Raw genomic sequence first — 21480 nt, 5'->3', positions numbered from 1 at the left:
GTGAGTTATAGAAATTGTCGATAACTCATTATACTTCCCCCATGAAAAACAAATAAATTAAATAAAAATTAAAAACATTAACCACCTAAAATCAATGAGTTACACAAACAGTTAAAATATCAAAATAAAAAAGAAATAAATTAATAAAGAAATACCTATTGTGTATTTTTACCATAAAGGTTTACGCTAAAACCCATGAAAAACTGAATAAAACATTCCGTAACCAGACATTCTTTCAGCAGCTACTTTTCATAAAAGCCCGCAAAGAAAGAAAGAGAGAAGATGTTTAGCTTCTATGTTTTCAATTTATCAAGATAGAAATAAACAGACACTAGCCAAAAATATTTTGGATGAAACAATGCAATCAAATAAAGTCAAAGCAAAGGTTTATAATCATGACCCGCGACCAGACATCGTATCGCTTGAAATTAACAAGCTTGGCCGCCCTCATCACAAAATACCTAAAATAGTCAATAGCTATTTTTCTATTATTGAGAGCGAAATCAGCCTCTATTTTTTAAAAAAATACAGAATAAATATTACGCTTGATGATATTACGTTCCAAACAAATTGCCGTCATAAGAACGCAAAGATGCTAACCAGTCAGATGGGTAATATTGCATTCGATATCGATCGTCTTTTGTTACTTAACATTCTTAATGATTACTATGGATTAAGCCAGGCAAAAAAAACCACGACTACTGAGAATTTATCACCACTGACCAAAACAGAAGAAAGACTAAAAAATAAACTCGGGCTTGAAATAACCGATCTCTTTCTTAATCAGCCATTTTTTGGTGAACACCTGATCATTAACAACAGCACCTCGGCGCTAATCGCGTGCTGGTCATATCGCATTGATTTTTTTCTAAAAGATTATAACAAAAGTGGATTCAGCATTTTTATTGATGCACCGCACGTAGATAGGTTTATCAATACCATAAAGACCAAGAGTGAAAAAACAGTAGAAAAAAACGTTTCACTGTCAGAGAAGCAACTTGAACACTTAGTAAAAAAATTACCCATTACGCTCACCAGCCAATTGAGCAATATTAACCTGACACTGGCTGAGTTAATGGCCTTAAAAGAGGGCGATATTATTTCAGCTTCATTGCCCGAATATTTCCCCGTATTTATTGGCAAAGAGGCGCTATTCAGCGCCGCCATTACCGAAAATCGCGGCAAATTATTTTTTTCTGAATTTAATGACCAACCCAATGAGATAAACCATGACTGAGCAGCAAATTGAACTCAACGATGACCTCGACTTTAGCCTTGCATTGGATGAGAGCGCCATTAGCCCAACTGAGCATTTCGATAAGGTGATTAACGCGCCAGAAAAAACAGCAACAAAGACCGATGAGCAAAAGCGCAAAATGTCACTGTTCAGCCGGATCCCTGTCACCTTAACGCTGGAAGTAGCCTCTGTTGAGATCCCGCTTTCAGAGTTGCTGACGGTGAATAATGACTCGGTGATTGAGTTAGACAAGTTGGCTGGCGAGCCATTAGATATCCGGGTAAATGGCATCATGTTCGGCCAAGCCGAAGTGGTGGTGATTAATGAAAAATATGGCCTGCGCATTATTAACATTAATAGCCAAAATTTAGGTGAACTCGCGTTATGAGCCACAGCCTTCGAGCGATAACACCGGTAACCATCATCAGTCGAGGCTTACTGGTTGGCGGGCTGCTGTATTCCCCTCTTCTGCTGGCGCAGGAGGGGGGAATTACCCTGTTCAATACCGTACAAACCGCCGCGGGGCAAAATTACAACGTTAAGATTGAAATCCTGATCCTGATGACCCTGCTCGGTTTGTTGCCGATCATGATGTTGATGATGACCTGCTTTACCCGCTTCATTATTGTTCTGGCGATATTGCGTCAGGCACTGGGATTGCAGCAAAGCCCACCGAATAAAGTCCTGACCGGTATCGCCCTCGCCCTGACCCTGCTGGTTATGCGCCCAGTGTGGACCAAAATCCATCAGGATGCGGTTATTCCTTTCCAACAGGATGAAATTACGCTTTCACAAGCACTGGGCCGGGCAGAAGTCCCACTGAAGAACTATATGCTCGCGCAGACCAGTACTAAATCACTGGATCAAATGATGGCTATCGCCCAAGTCAGTGGCGAGCCACAACAGCAGGATTTAAGCGTGGTCACCCCCGCTTATGTGCTCAGTGAGCTGAAAACCGCCTTCCAAATAGGCTTTATGATTTATATCCCTTTTCTGGTGATTGACCTGATTGTAGCCAGTATTTTGATGGCGATGGGGATGATGATGCTATCGCCCTTAATTGTCTCATTGCCGTTTAAATTAATGCTGTTTGTCTTGTGTGATGGCTGGACATTAACGGTTGGCACACTCACTGCCAGCATTCAGGGGCTATAGCATGATGACCACTGATATTGCCGGGGACATTATCGCCATGGGATTACATTTGGTACTGATGATTTCTATCGTTGCCATCGTCCCAAGCCTGTTAATCGGCCTATTGGTCAGCATTTTTCAGGCCACCACACAGATTAATGAACAAACGCTGAGCTTTTTACCGCGCCTGGTCATGACGATGTTGGTTCTCATCTTTGCAGGCAAATGGATGATGACCAAACTGAGTGATTTTACCGTCAATATTTTCCAGCAAGCCGCACAGTTGGTTGGGTAAATGCCGATGGGAATCGATATTCATGCCATGACGGCTCCGCTATTCGCACTCTGGCTGCCTTTTGTCAGGATTTTATCGTTTTTGCATTTTTGTCCGGTTATTCGGCATAAAGCCTTTACCCGTAAAGCCAAGATTGGCACAGCCCTGTTACTGGCGATCCTGCTCACCCCGATGATCAGCCAACCCGCTATATCCGATGAATTGCTCTCGATAGAAAACCTATTATTGGCAGGTGAACAAATCCTGTGGGGCTGGTTATTTGGTTCCATGTTGCATTTGGTGTTGGCCGCATTAGAGGCCGCCGGTCAGATTCTATCGATGAATATGGGCCTGGGTATGGCAATGATGAATGATCCCACCAGCGGAGCATCAACGGCGGTGATATCACAAATAATATTTACTTTCAGTGTGTTGATTTTTTTTACCCTTGATGGCCACTTGCTGTTTGTCACTATTGTGTTGAAAAGTTTCAGTAGCTGGCCCATCGGCGAAGCTATTAATGATTTTTCGCTACGCTCATTGGCATTAAGTCTTGGCTGGATTATCTCATCGGCTACCCTGCTGGCACTGCCTACCACCTTTATCATGCTGATAGTGCAAGGATCTTTTGGTTTACTGAACCGTATTTCCCCAACGTTAAACCTATTTTCACTGGGTTTCCCTATCGGCATGTTGTTTGGCCTGCTGTGCCTTCTGCTATTAGCTATCAATATCCCTGATCATTATCTTCATTTAACCAATGAGATCCTGACACAGTTTGAACGGATGAAGGTGCACTGATGTCGAGCAGCAGTGGTGAGAAGAGCGAAAAACCCACAGCGGGAAAGCTATCGAAAGCCAGAAAAAAAGGCGATATCCCCCGTTCTAAAGATGTCACCATGGCCGCAGGGCTAGTTATCTCTTTTATTCTGCTGTCGCTATTTCTACCTTATTATAAGAATTTGATTTCTCAATCGTTTGCTTCTGTTGCCCAATTGGCTAGCCAGCTTGATGATCAAGGTGCTCTTGAGCAATTTCTGCAGGCCAATCTGTTTATTTTCGCCAAGTTCTTAGCCACGCTGATCCCGATCCCGTTACTCAGTATGCTGGCAACGTTAATACCCGGCGGGTGGAATTTCACCCCGGTAAAACTGATACCCGATCTGAAAAAACTTAGCCCGTTAGCGGGGATTAAGAGAATATTCTCTGCCAGCAATGGTACAGAGGTTCTTAAGATGTTGGCAAAATGCAGTATCGTGCTGTACACCCTCTATCTGGTCGTGAATAGCTCACTTGATGATTTGTTGCACTTGCAGACACTGCCGCTAGAAGAAGCGATTACTCAGGGGTTTGACCATTACCACCATATTTTGCTGTATTTCATCGCTATTGTTGTCGTCTTTGCCATCATTGATATTCCTCTCAGTCATCATCTGTTTACCAAAAAAATGAAAATGACCAAACAGGAGGTCAAACAAGAGCATAAAAATAATGATGGTAATCCAGAAGTTAAATCTCGGGTCCGTCAACTGCAACGCCAATATGCTATTGGCCAAATTAATAAAACGGTTCCCAGCGCCGACGTTATTATTACTAACCCAACCCATTTCTCGGTTGCATTAAAGTATGCACCAGAAAAAGCCAGCGCTCCCTATATCGTCGCCAAAGGGAAAGATGATATTGCCTTGTATATTCGGAGCATTGCTCAAAAACACAAAATAGAAATTGTCGAGTTCCCACCATTAGCTCGAGCTATTTACCATACCACCAAGGTTAACCAACAGATACCTGCCCAGCTTTATCGTGCTATCGCTCAGGTGCTGACCTATGTCATGCAGATCAAGTCATGGCGTTCCGGGCAAGCAAGCAAGCCGGTATTAAATACTCACCTTGGGCTTCCCAAAGAGATGCAACGATTCCATGATGAAACATAAATTACATGATATTTCTCGTCTGTTAAAAGAGACGCATATTGCAGTCCCCGTATTATTACTGTGCGTGTTAGCAATGGTAATATTGCCATTATCACCACTGGTTCTGGATATTTTATTCACCTTTAATATTGTGATGGCTGTATTGGTCTTATTGGTCAGTGTGAACAGTAAACGGCCACTGGACTTTTCAATTTTACCGACGATATTACTGATCGCCACGCTGATGCGTTTAACCTTAAACGTCGCTTCCACGCGCGTGGTATTACTCAATGGTCATGAAGGTGCTGATGCGGCAGGTAAAGTGATCGAAGCCTTTGGCCAAGTGGTTATTGGCGGTAACTTTGTTGTTGGCTTTGTCGTCTTTATCATCTTGATGATCATCAATTTCGTGGTAGTGACCAAAGGGGCCGAGCGAGTTTCTGAAGTCTCTGCTCGCTTTACGTTGGATGCGCTACCGGGCAAACAGATGGCCATTGATGCGGATCTTAACGCCGGATTAATTAATCAGGAGCAGGCCAGTACTCGCCGTAAAGAAGTGGCCAGTGAGGCCGATTTCTACGGCGCAATGGATGGCGCATCAAAGTTTGTTCGCGGGGATGCGGTCGCCGGGATGATGATCCTGGTGATTAACGTGATTGGCGGTATCTGTATCGGTATTTTTAAATACGATTTGAGCGCCAGTCAGTCATTCCAGCAATATGTTTTACTGACCATTGGTGATGGTTTGGTGGCACAAATTCCGTCACTGTTATTAGCAACGGCGGCGGCTATTATTGTCACCCGCGTGAGTGATGGCAGCGATATGACTGATGAAGTTAAAGATCAGTTATTGGCTAAACCTACTATTTTATATGCCGCTGCTTTCGTGATGTTTATTCTCGCCATCGTGCCGGGGATGCCCCATCTCGCCTTTCTCAGTTTTACCGGATTACTGCTGTTCACAGCTTGGCAACAAAGTAAAAAAATTCAGCAAGCAGATCTTAATCCCGATTTTACGGCCTTAAACCCAGTTATTTCTGACGAAAATGCACTGAGTATCAGTTGGGACAGTATTCCTGCGGTGGAGCCTATCGGTTTAAATTTAGGCTATAAACTGGTCACATTGGTGGATGAATCAAAGGGTAAGCCTTTGAATCAACGGCTACGCGGAGTGCGGCAGATTATCTCCGAAAGCAGTGGTGTTTTATTGCCGGAAGTCCGGGTGCGGGAAAACTTCCGTTTAAAACCGTCCCAATACACCATCAATATTAATGGCGTCAGGATTGCCGGGGGGGAAGTCCATGTAGATAAGCTCATGGCGATCCCAACGGCACAGCAATATGGTGAAGTTGATGGGATTTTAGCCACTGACCCGACTTATGGTTTGGCTATCGTATGGATAGATCCACAAGATAAACCACAGGCATTAAATTTGGGTTATCAGGTGGTGGATTGCGCCAGCGTAGTAGCAACACATGTGAATAAGGTGGTTCGAGAGCATTTATCTGAACTGTTTAACTATGACGATATCACCCTATTACACCAACGGCTTGCTGCACTTTCCCCACGTTTGGCCGAGGATTTAGTCACGACACTGAATTTTAGTCAGTTATTGAAAGTGTATCGCCAACTCTTAACTGAAAATGTGTCATTAAAAGATATTGTCACCATTTCCACCACCCTACTGGATAGCGTTACGGTGACCAAAGACGCATTATTACTGACCTCAGATGTTCGCTATGCATTACGTAATGGGATAGTTAATAGCATCAATGGTGATGATAAAAACCTGGCGGTTTATACCATCAATAATGAATTAGAGAATATGTTGTTAGGTTCTCTGAATCAGGCCCAACAGGCGGGGAAAGTGGTATTAGATAATTTCCCCGTCGATCCGAATATTCTGACACAATTACAACAGAATATGCCGATCATTAAAGAACAAATGAAGGCAGAGAATCACCAGCCTATTTTGTTGGTTACGCCACAATTGCGGCCACTGATATCCCGCTATGCACGTCTGTTCTGTTCTGGGCTTAATGTATTGTCGTATAACGAGATCCCGGATGATATGAATTTGAATGTGATTGGGGTGCTGGAGTAGTACTCATTTGGAGAGAGGGTGAGGGTAGTTTAGTGATCGGATCAGGTTTCAATTGATGTTTAGGCTAATCATCAGGAGACTTGTTCGGTTGTTAGCACCTCACCACTCGTTTTACCTCCGTTCCAACCGCCAAAGGGGGCGAGGCAGATATGCATCCTTGTGGCAGCCCACACGGCCCTCGTAATGTGCTTTTAACGTCAAAAGCCAATTCAAAATCTGACATCGGGTATAAATATCAAAAACTCCCCTCACTATTCCGCTCACCAGAACGCTATAGTAGTAAGCAACAGTAATGATAATGAACAGTAACAACGACAACATGGATGAATAAAATGAAAATAAAACGTGCTGCTGGACTGACCCTGATTCTAATACTAACCGCGTGCCAAAATCCTCCCTCAACGCAGTCAGCGGAAATAAACAACAGCAGAGCCACTCAGGGAAAATGGAATTTCACTTTTGTTACCCCAGAATCACAGCCTGCACAGGTTACCTACGCCCGTATAGTAGACACCGCCGGTAACCTGCATCCGTTTAATACACGGGACATGACACAAAATAGTCCATCTCAAATCGGAGAGTCGGGTGAATTAATACACCAGACATCGGTCCATTTTAATCAGACTGACTCCCCGCCTCAGTCCATGGTGTTCTGCTGGAATTCAATTGCCGATAAAAAAGTGTACGAGACCCATCTGGTTCTCCCGCAGTCCGTCAGACAAAGCATGATCGCACCCGCCAGAACAGGGAATACAGCCCAATATAAAACGATGTTATTTGGCCTTGCTCCTGGCGGTAAAGTCCTCGTCTGGTTACAGGACGAGGGAGGCTTGCAAAATAAGCGTGTGCCAATCGTGAACATAAATACCCTCTCCGGCGATAAACTGGCGATTTGCAGGAGCTGACCCCGCAAGTACGGAAGAAGAGGGATCGCCACAGTAAGCGAGTATGAGATTACTGTGGCGATTTTATGGCCCTGTATCAGATTATGGCTAATCAGTTATCTATAAAACTTTGTTGCCATTCAACAATGGTTTTTGGTCTTTTATTTTTGTCTGCAGCAACATTGGTAAAATAGTGAATTTGTAACTGACCATTCTTATCCGGTGCAACGTAAGCCGCCCAATGCTGCCCAGTGTGGGTATACATAATGATAGACGCACGCCTATTCGCCGCCCCCCGCACCCAGGTAGATAACACTTTGGCTCCCCGGTTATCTAAATCATTAGTGTAAATATACACATTGGCAGATTGAACAAACTGAGCATAATGCTCACCGACTAAATTACGGAAAGCGTCATCGACTGAAGCCTCAGAAAAAACACCAATAGATAATAACGTTGGGACCTTACGGGGATCTTTTTCAGCACGCACATATTGCCCATCGATGAAAACATCTTTCGGCATGGAGATACGACACCCCCAACTGCCATTACTGTGTACCTGTAGAGAGCCATCTTTTCCAGGGATCAGTAATAACCGACAATTAGCCGTGTTCTCAATCACATCAACAACGGCTACTCCTTCTATTTTTCGGGCTTCTGCACGAAAATTACCCATATTCTCACCAGACCATGCGCGGCTGTCCAGACTAAACCCCCACTCGGTCACGCGATGGATTTCGATAACCCCACCACGATCATTACCTTTAGTGATATTCCACCATTGCCCATCCCAGTTAAAGTTCTTATCAACATCAGACATTAAGGCAATACCTTGCAGATATGCCCCCTGGATACAACGATCATTGGTACAACTGTTCAGCGATTTTTCCCATGTTTGACGCTGTTGATAAACCGTTTCAGTATTGTATTTCACTAATAAGGCTTGATAAATACCGTTAAATGTTTGATCCAGCCAGTGTAAATCCTCATTGCTGCATACCGTATACTCGACGGGGGTTGAGGCTCTTTGACAATTAATAGCCAAAGAAGATGTTGAGATAAGCATCATCCACAGAAAAAAACCACCGCGTAGGGAAAGAATATTCATTTATTAGCCCATAAAAAATAAAGTTATTTATTATTATTAAGGAATAATAACAATTAGTAGCAGTATATTAAAAGATTACTATTTAGACAAAGCATTGTTAATCCACATAAAACAGATGGTTATGAATTTAAGTGCTCACGGGATGGCGACACCATCCCTATAGCGGCACTCATCATTTAATGTTATAACGTTGTTAACACTAATCTTTAACTCGTCTCACTGCACCAGCACAAACAGAAATTTAGATTTATAAAAAATAACTTTCTCCCTATTTTTTATAAAATAGACATTTTCTCATTAACCATATAGTTATTGTTGAATTATTGAAGAGTTACTGACATATTAATAAATTAATTTATTTACAGAAAATCCATTGCTAACACAAGATGAAAAAATTAACTCCATTATTAAATGGAATTAATTTAAATAAAAAATATACTAACTTAAGTTAATGTCAAATAATACAATATACTTTAATCTATTTTATGTACCCCATTTAGGGTAAATTAACATTCGTAACTTAGCCGCCAAGTTACATAACATACGCCTTTAATTAGGATGAAATCGAGAGCCTGATATGAACAGGGGCAGCAAATAAAATCGAGTTTATTATCATAAACTTATTATTATTGACAGATTATCTCTTCTTCGTCAGCACCATAATATTTTTATCATTATCACAATATTTATCAACGTGATATATAACATACACTCCCATGCCCCCATTAACGATGAGTAATGAACAATGAAAAATTATCATTGTCAATGATGATGAATGTCACTATTATTATATTACCCCCGCCATACATTACGGTCATGACTTAAAATTGTCATATCTTCACTCAGTATAAATATAGCCATTGGTAAATTTAATTTATATACCTGCTGACTTACCCTCATCAGATAGAAGGAGAAAACACCGCTATGTTCCTTTATATGATCTATATTGAACGTAAAATACGCCATTATCTGCTTATTAGCCTTGGCTTTTTGGGGTTTATTTTATCTCTTTCCGGCTGCAAACCTGCAGAGGAAATTAGCGTCCATCCGTTCCCAGTAGCTGATAATCACAATACATCACCGTGGTCCCGTACCGTGGACACAGTGAAAGGCCCGATGACACTCACGCATAAACCCGCTCGTATCGTCTCCACCAGCATCACCATCACAGGTACCTTGCTGGCAATAAATGCACCGATCATTGCCAGTAGTGCTACCGAACCCAATACTACGCTAGCCGATAATAAAGGATTCTTTACCCAATGGTCGGATATTGCACGGGCACGTCACTTAATCCCGATGTACCAGACCAAACCCAATATTCAAGCTGTCGCGGAGATGCGGCCAGACTTAATTATTATTTCCGCCACTGGTGACGATTCCGCATTGGAATTGTACGATCAACTTTCGGCTATCGCCCCGACATTAGTGATTAATTACGATGATAAAAGTTGGCAAGAGCTAACATTGCAGTTGGGTCGGGTTACGGGCCATGAAGGGGATGCCGAGCAGGTGATTGATAAATTTACCCGACGACTCAATGAGGTAAAACAGAGAATAACCCTGCCACCGCAGCCCGTTTCAGCGTTTATCTATCAGGAGGTGAGTGGTAGCGCCAACCTATGGACGGAAAATTCCGCACAGGGAAGAATGTTATTGGAGCTGGGTTTCACGCTGGCCAATGTGCCAGATGCACTGAAGGACACCGCCCATATAGAGCACCGTAAAGATATTATTCAGTTAGGTGGAGATGAGCTAGCACAGGGCCTGAACGGTAAGACAATTTTACTCTTTTCTGGCGTTCATTCTGCAATTGATGCATTGAAAAGTAATAAGTTTTTAACCAATCTTCCGGCGATTCAGTACGATAACGTTTATGCGGCGGGTTATGATACTTTCCGGTTAGATTACTACAGTGCGAATAATTTGTTGACGCGAATTGAGTCAATGTTTAAGGGAAAAAAGGACGGCGAATCCGCCAATCATGAGAGCAGAACCTAAAAGCATAAAAGCGACACTTATTGGTCGCTTTTTACTGATCGCTAACGTGGTATGCCACTTAAGGGTAGGCGACGGTAAAGATTGCATCCGCTTTCACATTACCGCTTTTTAACACCCCTTCAGCGCGAATATAGCGAGCGGTTAGATTTAAAGGCATGCTCCCTCCTGCGGCAGTTGAGCTGCCAATCAAAAATTGCCCCACATTACTGGCGCTGACACTGGCGTTTTCTGCGCCAAATGTCACCAGATTGCCGTCACTTTTTTCAAGCACCAGGCCCACACCGGTCGCCGTGCTGCTCGGTGATAAACTCAGTATATTGGTACGGTTAGCCTTGTTACTACTGTCGGTAAACGTGATATAGGGTTTAGCGTCTTTAGCGCAACTGCCCAGTGGGATCGAAAAAGCTTGTCCGCCCACCCGGTCACCTTGCGTTTGTAGGGAAGAGGTATCAACCGGATCCAGTGCAACCACAATATCGGTCGCCCCTAGATCACACGTCGCCACCGTGGGAGGTGGCAATACGATATCTGTTGCCCCGATATTAAACGCCAACAGATCACCACAACGTGAGCCACCAGTAGCAACACTTTTAGTCGACCAGACCTGAGCATTACCTGAAACTAACGCAAAACCTCTCGCCACACTCAACCAATGAATCACTCCCCCTTGATAAATACTGGCATCAGTCACAATGAGTTGGACCGTGACTCGATTAGCAATCGTTATTTTTGTCCCTGGTACAAACAAGGGCTGAGTTGCCTTCTCTGTATTCCCCCACTCATATCCCCCGAATAAAGCGTCACTGACACTCACCGACATCCTCACCCCAGGAACACCGGTAGAAACGGGCATAACCGTCCCCGCAGCAAGCATCGACCAACCACCGAGGTATAAATAATCTACTGTCGTCCCTGTTTTTGTGAATGTCGTGACGACACTGAAGTTCATGCTCCCTAAGACAAAACCATTCGTCAACGTGACTGGCAGTGCTTTTATGACAAACGGTGTTTCCCCTCCGGCCCCCGATGCAGCAAGAGAACAAGAGTTAACTTGCAGTGCGGCAAAACTCGGTCTACTGGTGGTACATAACAGGAGTAGCAACAGCAGCAGTCCCGCCTTATACCTCTCACGGCGTGACGTGAGGAATATATTTTTTTTCATTGAGGTTCTCTCTTTCAACCGGTTTAAATCGCTTTAGCTGCCCGGCAAGTGCTGCCGCTGCAACTGAAACTCAATTCTGGTCGGCCACCATAATCGTTAATGTAGGTCAGGACGGGGGCGGTGAAACTGGCAGATTTCAGCTCGGCACTGGATTTGGGTGCAACCATCAGAGGTTGAAAATTGCTGTCAGCCGATGACTTACCTTTTTCCGCCAGCCCAACGACCGTAATGTAATAAGGAGTGGGGTTCTCTAGCCGAAAACCTTGCGCCGTTTTATGCAGAACCAGTTGTTCCTGCCAGATTTGGCCCGTAGCAGGGGTAATCCCTTCTGGCCGGTAGAACAGTTTGATTTTGGTTTGTAAGGCAATCTGCATGACATTGGATTTTTCACTGCGAGGCGGAATTTCACGCAGATTGAAGTAGAACAGTGACTCGCGATCTTGTGGCAATTTCAGCGCCTCAGGGGTGGCAGAGATACGCACCGCGCTCTTCTTACCCGCTTCTACCCGTTGAACCGGCGGCGTTGCCACTAACGGGGTGGTGACTTTTTGCTGTTGTTCATTCTCAATCCATGCCTGTGCTAAATAAGGCAGTGTCTTATTTTCATTGCTGATATTCAGGCTGATGGACTTATCCTGCCCGTTATAAATAATTCGCGTCCGATCTAATGCAATCGCGGCATTGGCGGCATAACTGGTGAATACCAATATGCTGGTCAACGCAATTAATGAGAGCTTCTTCATGGTATATCACCTCAATCTTAGTTAACGGATATGCAGGGTAATAATATTTGCGCCTGCGGCTGTAATGCTGCTGGGATCGCCACCTGGCACTGCTTAGCGCCACTCCAAAGTACATTCAGTGTTTCTCCCGGCTCCACTCCACTCAGGTAAGTAAAACCGTCATCGCTAACAATCCCCAGTTCCTGCCCTTTGGCACTCATGACCAAACTACCAAAAGGCGGATGGCTACTGTCAGTCAGGCTGATAGTTGCCAGTACCTTCTCCCCTTTCATCATGGCGAAACGGCGATAACCAATGGCCCCTTCGGTCAGGGCAAACTCCACCGCAGATTGCTTAACTTCAACATCATCAGCCAACTGATTAATATCGATACGCGTATCTGTACGATAGTAGCTGTTAATATTATTCAGCACAGCAATACCAAAACGGTTTGAACGAATATTCCGCTCTTCCAGCGGGACGCCTGCAATATCATCGGTATTGACCATCAGGCGGGTACTACCACTCATACCGGGGCCGTGTAATGCCGCACCTTTCGCGGTAACCGTCGCGCCCCCGCGCATAGAAACCCCGGTCGAGGTAAAATCATCCTGCGCATAAGCGATATTAAGGCTGGTTTCAGCAACGCTGCTGCGATGAATATAAAAACCGCTGAACTGGCTGCGCGCCCCATTATCATTGCTGTTGTTAACCCCTGCGGATAACCGATAGCTGCTGTCGATAGCCGAGCTGTTAGAATAATTCACGGTCTGGTTATTACCGTTACCATTATGTTGCCCGCTGTAGCTGAGGGTTTGTTGATTGCCTAATGGAACCGAAAAACTCAGATACAGCACATCATCATTCACGCCGTTATTTTTGCTACGGCTGGCAGAAAGGTTGACTGTCATATCTTTGAGAGAAAAAGCATCAAAAGCGTGGCTGACCGTCGCGCTGTAGCTGTTGGACGTGGGCTGATCCCAATAATTCTGGTAACTGTATGAAAAATTGATATTGGTCTGGATATCAGGAAAATTTTTACTCGCTGTCACCGTATACATTTCCTTGTTACGCCCAAGGTCATTATCGAAATAACGGGTGTTGAGATACTGATTCATCGACATGAATTCACGTTCAAAAAAGCGGTACCCCGCAAACGAGATGTCGCTGTTCAGCTCATCAAAACGCTTGGCATACCTGACGCGCAACGATTTTCCGCTCTGCGTATCTTGATTGGGAAGACCCGACGCACGGGTTTGGGTGATATCCGTTGAAATTGCGCCAAATGCATATAAATCACGGCCAACCCCAACCGACACGGCATTGTAATCACCCGAGCCAATGGCCCCGCCAAACAGTGACCAGCTATTACTGACCCCCCAAGAGAATTCGCCACTGGCAAATACCGGGCCTTCAGTCCCATGATTCAGAGTCGAGGGCTGGCCCACCGACGTTTTATAGCGGATTGCACCAGGGCGGGTCAGATAAGGAACTGCGGCAGTATCCACCTGAAAAGTTTGTACCGTACCATCCTGCTCCTCCACGCTGACATCCAGCCGCCCGGAAACCGAATCACTCAGCTCCTGAATACGAAAAGGGCCGGAGGCCACAGTGGTTTGATACAGTATGCGCCCCTGCTGGGAGACCGTCACTTTGGCGTTGGTCCTGGCTATCCCGCTAACTTCAGGGGCATAACCGCGTAGATTAGGTGGCAACATACGTTCATCGCTGGACAAACTCGCACCGGCATAACGGAACGTATCGAAAAGGCTGGAGGCGAAATAGTTTTCACCAACACTCAAGGTGGCTGCCAGTGATTTGATCGCCCGGTACATATAGATCCGGCTCCAGTCAAATGTACTGGTAGACGAGTTCTGCTCGCCACTGCTATGGCTGTAGTTCCCTTGATAATCGCCCCGTAACCGCCAGGGGCCCGCATTCAGACCCGACGTACCGTTGAGACTGATATTCCGGGTGGAACCACTCTCTTTCGGTTTACTAAACAGCGAGTTCAAGTTGTAATCCAACAGAAATCCGGGGATCCCCTCATCCCAGTGGGAAGACGGCACCCAATTGCTGTCACTGTATTCCATCCAGGCTTGCGGGACATTGATAGCTAACGTGCTGGTCGCTAAATCAACCTCCGTGGTTAATCCCGCCAGCTCACGTAAATCTGCGCATTGCCCCTCATGCCAGAATGTGATCTTTTGCAGCACATCAGGCTTCAGACCAAACTGTTCCATCACTGCTTTCGGTAGGCACACCTCACTGCTATCCGGTTCATCGTCACGGGTATAAAAAGCGATCACTTGCTCAGGAATACGGTGATTATTGACATTGATCTCCAACCGATACTCACCCGGCATGATATAGCCAACGTTCGTAAAATGAGAAAGATCAATATTCTGTTTGTCGTTGGCATCCATTGCATCAGTATTAAAATCAATAGCACTGGCTGTTCCACTGAGCATTATCAATGATGTAGTCATTGCTATAGGAATTTTTTTAATTATTCTCATTCAGTTACTCACCAGAAAAATATGCCCGTAATAACAGCAAATGGATATGTTGTAAGAATAGCTAAAAATCATCATGTTATGTGTGATGATTTCCCCTGCTTCAAAAAATAAAAATTACGACATAGTGACGTTACCGTGATTTTAGATATGACTATATCCATTCATAAAAATTGAATCAGATTAACTTCATGAAAAATATAAGATTAATAAACCTTAAGATTATTTGTTATAGCATAAAAAAAGCATGTGGCATTTCTCCACATGCTTTTTTAAAATTTGAGGTTTTAAAGCCTATGATTAATTATAGGCGAGAGTAAAGTTAGCTACGCTGCTGAATTCGCCGGGGACCACACTACCTTCCTCTGCACTGGTGCCTTTCAGGTAAGCAGAGAATTTCAGGCTGTTACTGCCCTGATCCAGGGTCTTGCTCACCGAAGCCGTACCACGTTTAATTGTCGCACCCGCTTCATCGGTGATCACAATGCCTGCACCATCAGCCAAACCAATCAGTTTCAACATCTCAGCATCCACACCATCTGGTGTACCATCAAAGGTGATGGACACACTCTTCATGGTAGCAACATCACATTTCTCCAGACCAATGCTGAAGCTACGTGGTTCAGAAGAGCCCATGTTAGCCAGTGATGCAGTAGAAATCTGACCCAGTTCAACAACCTGATCAGCTGCTTCGGAAGTAATTGAACAAGGTGCTTCAATGATAGACCCGGTAAAAGTCACTTTACCCTTACCTTGGTCAGCAGCATTAGCAGCGAAGGCAGAAAGAGACAATACAGCAGCAACTAATACACTTTTCTTGAAGTTAGACATTATATAACCTTAATTTAATTTGGATTTTTTCATTAATACAGAAGACGTCATTAGCGCTGAATATTTCATCTGCGGGATCGTCTTGCTGCTTATTATAATGAAATTAAAAGATGAAATTATCATTACAGCCATTTCAACCGATAATAAGGACATCCATTCCTTATGGGAAAATCAAATCGATAAAACAGGCTGCCATATTCGGTTAATAAGTGATGAGTTAACACCGCTCATTATTAAAGGAGAGATTTCGGGATATTAATGACTCCCTACTTAGCGACTTATTAATTCAGCCCCTCTCGACCATGTGAAGAAGTATACGCGATTCTTTCCGCTGGTAAAGCATGATTAAGTGGGCATTTAGAGCGTAAAGAGACTTTACATATGCGCATTAATTCTGATAAAACACAAAAAACCAGACCATATGACCATTAGGAATTATCTTGGCAACAGAAACACCCAGAATATTAACCATAAGTGCTACACTGAGGTTACAAATATAATAGTGTTAAAGTCATAATATCAGAAATAACATTTACGCCCTCTGATTTGACCTACATATTAAATATGAATAGTGCTAATTATTTGTGGGAATTTTCTTACTTTGTCACGATAACATCTAATAATACCGTTTATACGCCCTAAATAATTCGAGTGCAGGAAGGCGGTAAGCGAGAGACAAATTGGTCGAAAACCGATTTAAACAATATTTATGCTGCCCGCAAAGTGAATCTAAGAGGGGACTTGTGCTGCACCTCTATCCCCTTACATCCTCTTACATCTCTACATCTCTACATCTCCACACTTTCGTTGTTATCTGGCCTGGTCCGCAAAACATGGAACAAGGAAGTCACTTATCACCTTCTCTATTCATTCAACAGAACCATATGAAATCAGGCCTTGTCAGTATGGATGTTGTTTATTGACATCCAGCACCCCCAAAAATGAAATTGCACTTTATCCCGTTAAGGACAAATATCATTCTTGTCGATTAATCATATTTATTACTGTGTCACATCAGTTATGAAAATATTTATTTCACCTAAATATATTTTATGAAAATAGTATTTTCATGCTCTGAGGTTTACGTTAAAAAACTGGCGAGGGCCATCATGGTAAGGATTAAACGACATACACTCAACGCATTACTGATGATAATGAGGAAATAATTATGTCCAAAAAAAATTCAAAAAAATCACCGGTTCAAAGAGTCGATATTAAAGATAAAAAAATATTCATGGGGTTCTGGCATAATTGGACATCCTATCCGGCAAATGGCTATAAATATGGGCAGTCTACCAATATACCGTTGGCCGATATTCCTAAAGAGTTCAATGTTATTGCCGTCGCCTTTATGAAGGGAAGCGGTATCCCAACATTTAGACCATACATCGGATCGGATGAGCAGTTTCGCACACAAGTGGATAAACTGCATAGTGAGGGCCGCTCAGTACTGATTTCCTTAGGGGGCGCTGATGCAGAGATCTCATTAACATCCCAAGACGAGGCGGCCTTTGTCGCAGAGATTAAACGATTAGTTGATGTCTATGGTTTTGATGGTTTAGATATCGATTTAGAACAGACTGCAATTAGTAGTAAAGAAAACTCGACGGTGATCCCTCGGGCATTAAAAACAGTAAAAGACTATTACGCTAATTTAGGTCAACACTTTATTATTAGTATGGCACCTGAATTCCCTCATTTAAATATAGGGGGAGAATTCGTTCCTTATATTGAAGCATTAGAGGGATATTATGACTTTATTGCACCACAATATTATAATCAGAATGGTGCTGGTGTTTGGGTTGACGAAATTACCCCACCAATGACCCTACGTCAAAACGATGATACCCGAAAAGAAGACTTTCTTTACTTTCTGACTGAAAGTCTGGTGTTAGGAACCCGTACTTATATAAAGATCCCAGCAAATAAACTTGTTATGGGGTTACCGGCAAATAATGACGCCGCAGATAATGGCTATGTCATTGATAAAAAAGATGTGCATAACGCCTTCGCCAGACTGGATGCCGCAGGTTTATCCATTCGGGGCCTGATGACTTGGTCAATCGACTGGGACAACGGTAAAGATGTCCAAGGGAAAAGTTATAATTGGGAGTTTAAAACACGCTACGCCTCTCTGGCTAATAATGATGATGGCAGCAGTAATAATAATCTCCCATTGGCCCCCTACAACCTTATTCAAACCTCAAAGGCGGCGAACAGCCTTGAATTATCTTGGCAGCATACGCTTAATGTCAATTCTATCAGCTATTACTCCATTTTCCGTGATGGCAATAAAGTAGGGACCTCGGCGAATACCACCTTTACCGATACCGGGCTAGAACCCAATAAACAATATATCTATAAAGTGAGCGCTACCGACTCAAAAGGGCAAATTTCTGATTTCAGTACGGTGGTAACGGCAACGACGTTAACGACCAGTCTTTCAGTCTGGGAGAAAGACCAATGGTACAACGATAATGATTCGGTACGGCATAACGCAGAAAACTATATTTGCGTCATGCAACACACCTCAAACCCATTCTGGTCACCGGATCAAGCCACCACATTATGGCAGCTCGCCGTACAGCGCTAAATTTAGCGGGTTCGGTACCCTAAAGAATTCCACTGAAATAATTAATATTATTAAGGAATATATGATGAAATACAGAACGCCCAATATTATCAGCCGCAACAAAAGTAATGGTATCTCTTCATTTCATGGCCACGTGTTTTCTCCCGCTTCACGTGCCTATTTTGCCTGGCTAGCACATGAAATTGATGAAGGTGCCCTTAACCAACGCGAGTCCGGTAAATTTTTCCCTGAAACAGCCGAGGGCCTTTCGGACCCCTTTGCACCTGATGATCAGCCTAATAATTTACCTCCATTAGATGGCAAAATCGCCAGTGCTGGCGAAGAAACTGGGCAATTTTTGGATGAACCCGGTACCCACTGGCAAAAACATGATGTGCTAGCCGGGGATGTATTAGAAATATCATGGGGTTATGGAAAGGAACATAAAACCCGTCGCTGGAGCTATTTTATGACACGGTCTGATTGGAATCCTAATCTTCCTCTTAGCCGAGCTCAGTTTGAAAAAGAGCCGTTTTATATGGTTCAACTGAATGAAAAACCTCACTGGTCGGTAAATGCAGGGTTTGCATTAATGCCCATAGACCCAACAATACATGAGCTAATACTGCCGCAGCGCAGTGGTTATCATGTCTTGCTGGCGGTCTGGGACGTCGCTGATACCGGCAATGCTTTTTATCATGTGATTGATCTGGACTTCGTGGGGGAAGGTGGTAGTGATCAACCTCTGCCACCTGCAAACCTACGTGCGACTAGCATCACCAAAAATTCAGTATCACTTGCCTGGAATGCCTCCGTTTCTGATGTCGCTCATTACCAGATTTATCGCGATGGCGTCTTCCTGGCGCAAACAACTACATTGAACTGGATTGATTCAAACCTGAAAGCCGGTACCAAATATATCTATACGGTAAGCACGATCGATACAACGGGCATCGCCTCCTCTCTCAGCACGCCTCTGTTGGTAGAAACACTGGCTGAGAACAGTGACAACGCACCGCCTTCTGCCCCTAAAAGCTTACATAGCATGAACGTAACCGAGAACAGTCTGGAGTTGATGTGGGGAACCTCGACGAGTTCGACTGGGCTGAAAAGCTATCTGGTCTATCGGGAAGGGGAAAAAATTGCGGAAGTTCTGGTACCACAATACACGTTCCAAGAGACCGGATTGTCACCTGATACCACCTACCGTTATTTTGTCGCAGCACAGGATACTCAAGGCCGTTTATCCGTACCGAGTAATGTCCATTCTGTTACAACCCATGCCAAATCTGATGGTGGTGGTGATGGTGGTGGTAATGGCAGTATTCACCCTGCCTGGGAACTTGGCGCAACCTATAACGTTGGCGATAAAGTCAGTAATTTTAGTAAAGATTGGGTATGCATATCTTCCCATACAGCCTATGACCCGGACTGGGCACCGGGGAGTAAAGACTACCACACGCTTTGGACGCTCATTCCGTAATCGCTGTTTTTGATAAACATAGCTAATGAGTTTGGCAATAAGGTTAATAAAAGGGTCAGCCTTGCTGGCCCTCTTACTCTTACTGACTCACCCGGCAGCGCCGATTAATCCGGTGAACCGTCCCAAAAAAATGCGCATGTGCGGCCTGCTATTGATGGCACTGTTGCAAATAGGCAGTGGTGATAAACTGAGCTCTCTTTTTGCAGAAGGAGCAGCATATGAACCCTTTCCATGGCCGACATTTTCAAAGCGAGATAATCCTTTGGGCTGTTCGCTGATCCTGTAAATATGGTAGAGCACTGGCGCTGCTGAAGCGTGAGGGCAAGTGTCCACTTGGTGTTGAGCATCATCTTAGCAACGTGATTGAATGCGACCACGGTAAGCTGAAGCGGATAATTAATCCGATGTTAGGCTTCAAATCCATAAAGACCGCTTATGCCACAATCAAGGGTATAGAGGTGATGCGCGCGTTGCGTAAAGGTCAGGCTAAACCTGGATATAGGTCTCGTCCATCTTCCAACTGCGCCCCACTGGCTTCTTTCTTTTTCTGAAAGATTGCTCTAGTTACGGCGCATAATAGACGACCCATTTTTATCATTATAGAGAACAGCTTACATTGTAGTTTCCATCCACATCTCCATTACCGATAGAGTTATAAGCATAGTTCCCTGTATTCATATATACATAGAAATGCTGCCCTATTACTGCTGAAGTTGATGAACGGTAAACTTGCATAGTTGGCCATCCTGCAACAGTCTGTATCTGATTCAAAGGATAAAGATTATACAGACTTACCAGTTGAGAACTACTCGGCACGGTACACATGGCTACAGCTTGACTTTGGTTAAACATGGCCCAAGTCTCATTGTTTTCAACATTGGTGCCTATTGTGCCTGGTTTCTCTGCTGCCAAGTATGGGCGTTTGAACGTAACGCCTGAAGCAGTCAACGTTTCTGCCATATTACCCCACATACTTGCCTGAGCACTATCTGGGCTGGTTATGACATTGAAGGTGACATTAGTATTTTCCATATCACCGCTTTCCGCTTTAGCCCTAAGGGTTGTTTGCACACCAATACCATTAGGATCCGTTACTGATACTGTTAATTGGCCATTGGCATCTGTCATTCCTGTAAAGGCGTCATAATTAGCATCGGCGATCTGTACTACACCACTACTGCTGACAGGACTATTTTGACGATTGACGACTGCAACTTGCTCAAAAGTCATTTTTACATTTGGTGCTACAACATCAGTACTTTTGTATTTAGCGATCACCGTTAAGCTAATAGCCTGACCAATGTTTTTCCTTGCGTTATCAGTTAATACCGTTAGATCAACAGGAGCAGGAATGACATTAATCGTTGCTGGTGTGGTGCCCAGATTATTACCGTCTACATTGACGCTCAGAGAAGCCGTTCCAGTTAGGGTCCCGGCCGTCAGGATCGCGGTATAGAGGCCACTGGCCTGCTCAGTCACATTGTCCAGCGTTCCGAGGGTGCTGGTAAAGGCGACCGTTTGACCGGTGACCGGGTTGTT

General features: G+C 44.0%; 17 protein-coding genes and 2 pseudogenes. 12 read left to right on the top strand and 7 right to left on the bottom strand.

Features of this window, described 5'->3' with window-relative positions:
• The first annotated feature begins 358 nt into the window (after positions 1-358).
• The 8 genes from AC971_RS19155 (at position 359) to AC971_RS19120 (ending at position 7567) form a co-directional block, all read left to right on the top strand.
• The gene (locus AC971_RS19155; RefSeq protein ID WP_025381387.1) at positions 359-1237 is read left to right on the top strand and encodes a FliM/FliN family flagellar motor switch protein; all 879 of its coding nucleotides are present in this window, start codon (positions 359-361) and stop codon (positions 1235-1237) included.
• Entirely contained in the window at positions 1230-1625 is a 396-nt protein-coding gene (gene fliN / locus AC971_RS19150) for a flagellar motor switch protein FliN (protein WP_025381388.1), read from the top strand. Before AC971_RS19155 ends, fliN begins: the two co-directional genes overlap by 8 nt.
• The gene (gene fliP, locus AC971_RS19145) at positions 1622-2392 is read left to right on the top strand and encodes a flagellar type III secretion system pore protein FliP (protein ID WP_025381389.1); all 771 of its coding nucleotides are present in this window, start codon (positions 1622-1624) and stop codon (positions 2390-2392) included. Before fliN ends, fliP begins: the two co-directional genes overlap by 4 nt.
• A 1-nt stretch (position 2393) precedes the next feature.
• A complete protein-coding gene (gene fliQ, locus AC971_RS19140; RefSeq protein WP_025381390.1) occupies positions 2394-2666 on the top strand; it encodes a flagellar biosynthesis protein FliQ in 273 nt (90 codons plus the stop codon).
• A 6-nt stretch (positions 2667-2672) separates the two neighbouring features.
• Positions 2673-3446, top strand: coding sequence for a flagellar biosynthetic protein FliR (gene fliR / locus AC971_RS19135; RefSeq protein ID WP_038402401.1), 774 nt, complete (start codon positions 2673-2675; stop codon positions 3444-3446).
• The gene (gene flhB, locus AC971_RS19130) at positions 3446-4579 is read left to right on the top strand and encodes a flagellar biosynthesis protein FlhB (RefSeq protein WP_025381392.1); all 1134 of its coding nucleotides are present in this window, start codon (positions 3446-3448) and stop codon (positions 4577-4579) included. Before fliR ends, flhB begins: the two co-directional genes overlap by 1 nt.
• Positions 4566-6662, top strand: coding sequence for a flagellar biosynthesis protein FlhA (locus tag AC971_RS19125; protein WP_025381393.1), 2097 nt, complete (start codon positions 4566-4568; stop codon positions 6660-6662). Before flhB ends, AC971_RS19125 begins: the two co-directional genes overlap by 14 nt.
• 332 nt (positions 6663-6994) lie before the next feature.
• Positions 6995-7567 carry a DUF2931 family protein gene (locus AC971_RS19120; RefSeq protein ID WP_025381394.1) on the top strand — a complete coding sequence of 191 codons (573 nt, stop codon included), beginning with the start codon at positions 6995-6997 and terminating at the stop codon, positions 7565-7567.
• Positions 7568-7658: 91 nt separating this feature from the next.
• On the opposite strand, the gene AC971_RS19115 is transcribed toward AC971_RS19120, so the two are convergent.
• Positions 7659-8654 carry a lysozyme inhibitor LprI family protein gene (locus AC971_RS19115; protein ID WP_025381395.1) on the bottom strand — a complete coding sequence of 332 codons (996 nt, stop codon included), beginning with the start codon at positions 8652-8654 and terminating at the stop codon, positions 7659-7661.
• Positions 8655-9578: 924 nt separating this feature from the next.
• On the opposite strand from AC971_RS19115, the gene fepB reads away from it, so the two are divergent.
• A complete protein-coding gene (fepB, locus tag AC971_RS19110) occupies positions 9579-10655 on the top strand; it encodes a Fe2+-enterobactin ABC transporter substrate-binding protein (RefSeq protein WP_025381396.1) in 1077 nt (358 codons plus the stop codon).
• Positions 10656-10713: 58 nt separating this feature from the next.
• Here the strand turns inward: fepB and AC971_RS19105 are convergent, their stop codons facing one another.
• From AC971_RS19105 to AC971_RS19090, 4 genes are all read right to left on the bottom strand, one after another.
• The gene (locus AC971_RS19105) at positions 10714-11817 is read right to left on the bottom strand and encodes a fimbrial protein (protein ID WP_025381397.1); all 1104 of its coding nucleotides are present in this window, start codon (positions 11815-11817) and stop codon (positions 10714-10716) included.
• Between the two features lie 23 nt (positions 11818-11840).
• Positions 11841-12560, bottom strand: coding sequence for a fimbrial biogenesis chaperone (locus AC971_RS19100; protein WP_025381398.1), 720 nt, complete (start codon positions 12558-12560; stop codon positions 11841-11843).
• A 17-nt stretch (positions 12561-12577) separates the two neighbouring features.
• Positions 12578-15058 carry a fimbria/pilus outer membrane usher protein gene (locus tag AC971_RS19095; RefSeq protein WP_025381399.1) on the bottom strand — a complete coding sequence of 827 codons (2481 nt, stop codon included), beginning with the start codon at positions 15056-15058 and terminating at the stop codon, positions 12578-12580.
• A gap of 297 nt (positions 15059-15355) precedes the next feature.
• Positions 15356-15886 (bottom strand): fimbrial protein, encoded by a 531-nt coding sequence (locus AC971_RS19090; protein ID WP_025381400.1) that lies wholly within the window; start codon positions 15884-15886, stop codon positions 15356-15358.
• A gap of 1168 nt (positions 15887-17054) precedes the next feature.
• Between AC971_RS19090 and AC971_RS19085 the strand changes: the two genes are divergently transcribed.
• From AC971_RS19085 to AC971_RS23525, 3 genes and pseudogenes are all read left to right on the top strand, one after another.
• Positions 17055-18479, top strand: coding sequence for a glycosyl hydrolase family 18 protein (locus AC971_RS19085; protein ID WP_025381401.1), 1425 nt, complete (start codon positions 17055-17057; stop codon positions 18477-18479).
• Between the two features lie 64 nt (positions 18480-18543).
• On the top strand, positions 18544-19941 hold the full coding sequence (locus AC971_RS19080; protein ID WP_025381402.1) for a lytic polysaccharide monooxygenase: 1398 nt from the start codon (positions 18544-18546) through the stop codon (positions 19939-19941).
• 287 nt (positions 19942-20228) lie between these two features.
• A pseudogene (locus tag AC971_RS23525) lies at positions 20229-20453 on the top strand (DDE-type integrase/transposase/recombinase); the annotation flags it as partial.
• Here AC971_RS23525 and AC971_RS25335 read toward each other — a convergent pair.
• Both AC971_RS25335 and AC971_RS19070 read right to left on the bottom strand, forming a co-directional pair.
• A pseudogene (locus AC971_RS25335) lies at positions 20431-20532 on the bottom strand (IS6 family transposase); the annotation flags it as partial. The pseudogenes AC971_RS23525 and AC971_RS25335 overlap by 23 nt on opposite strands.
• A 6-nt stretch (positions 20533-20538) precedes the next feature.
• Positions 20539-21480: adhesion domain-containing protein (locus AC971_RS19070; RefSeq protein WP_231573034.1), on the bottom strand; the 942-nt coding region annotated here is incomplete at its 5' end.

The sequence above is a fragment of the Yersinia similis genome (assembly GCF_001053095.1).
GTDB classification, from domain to species: domain Bacteria; phylum Pseudomonadota; class Gammaproteobacteria; order Enterobacterales; family Enterobacteriaceae; genus Yersinia; species Yersinia similis.
The sequence above is the reverse complement of the archived record's forward strand: the minus strand, read 5'-3'. Positions and strand labels throughout refer to the sequence as shown.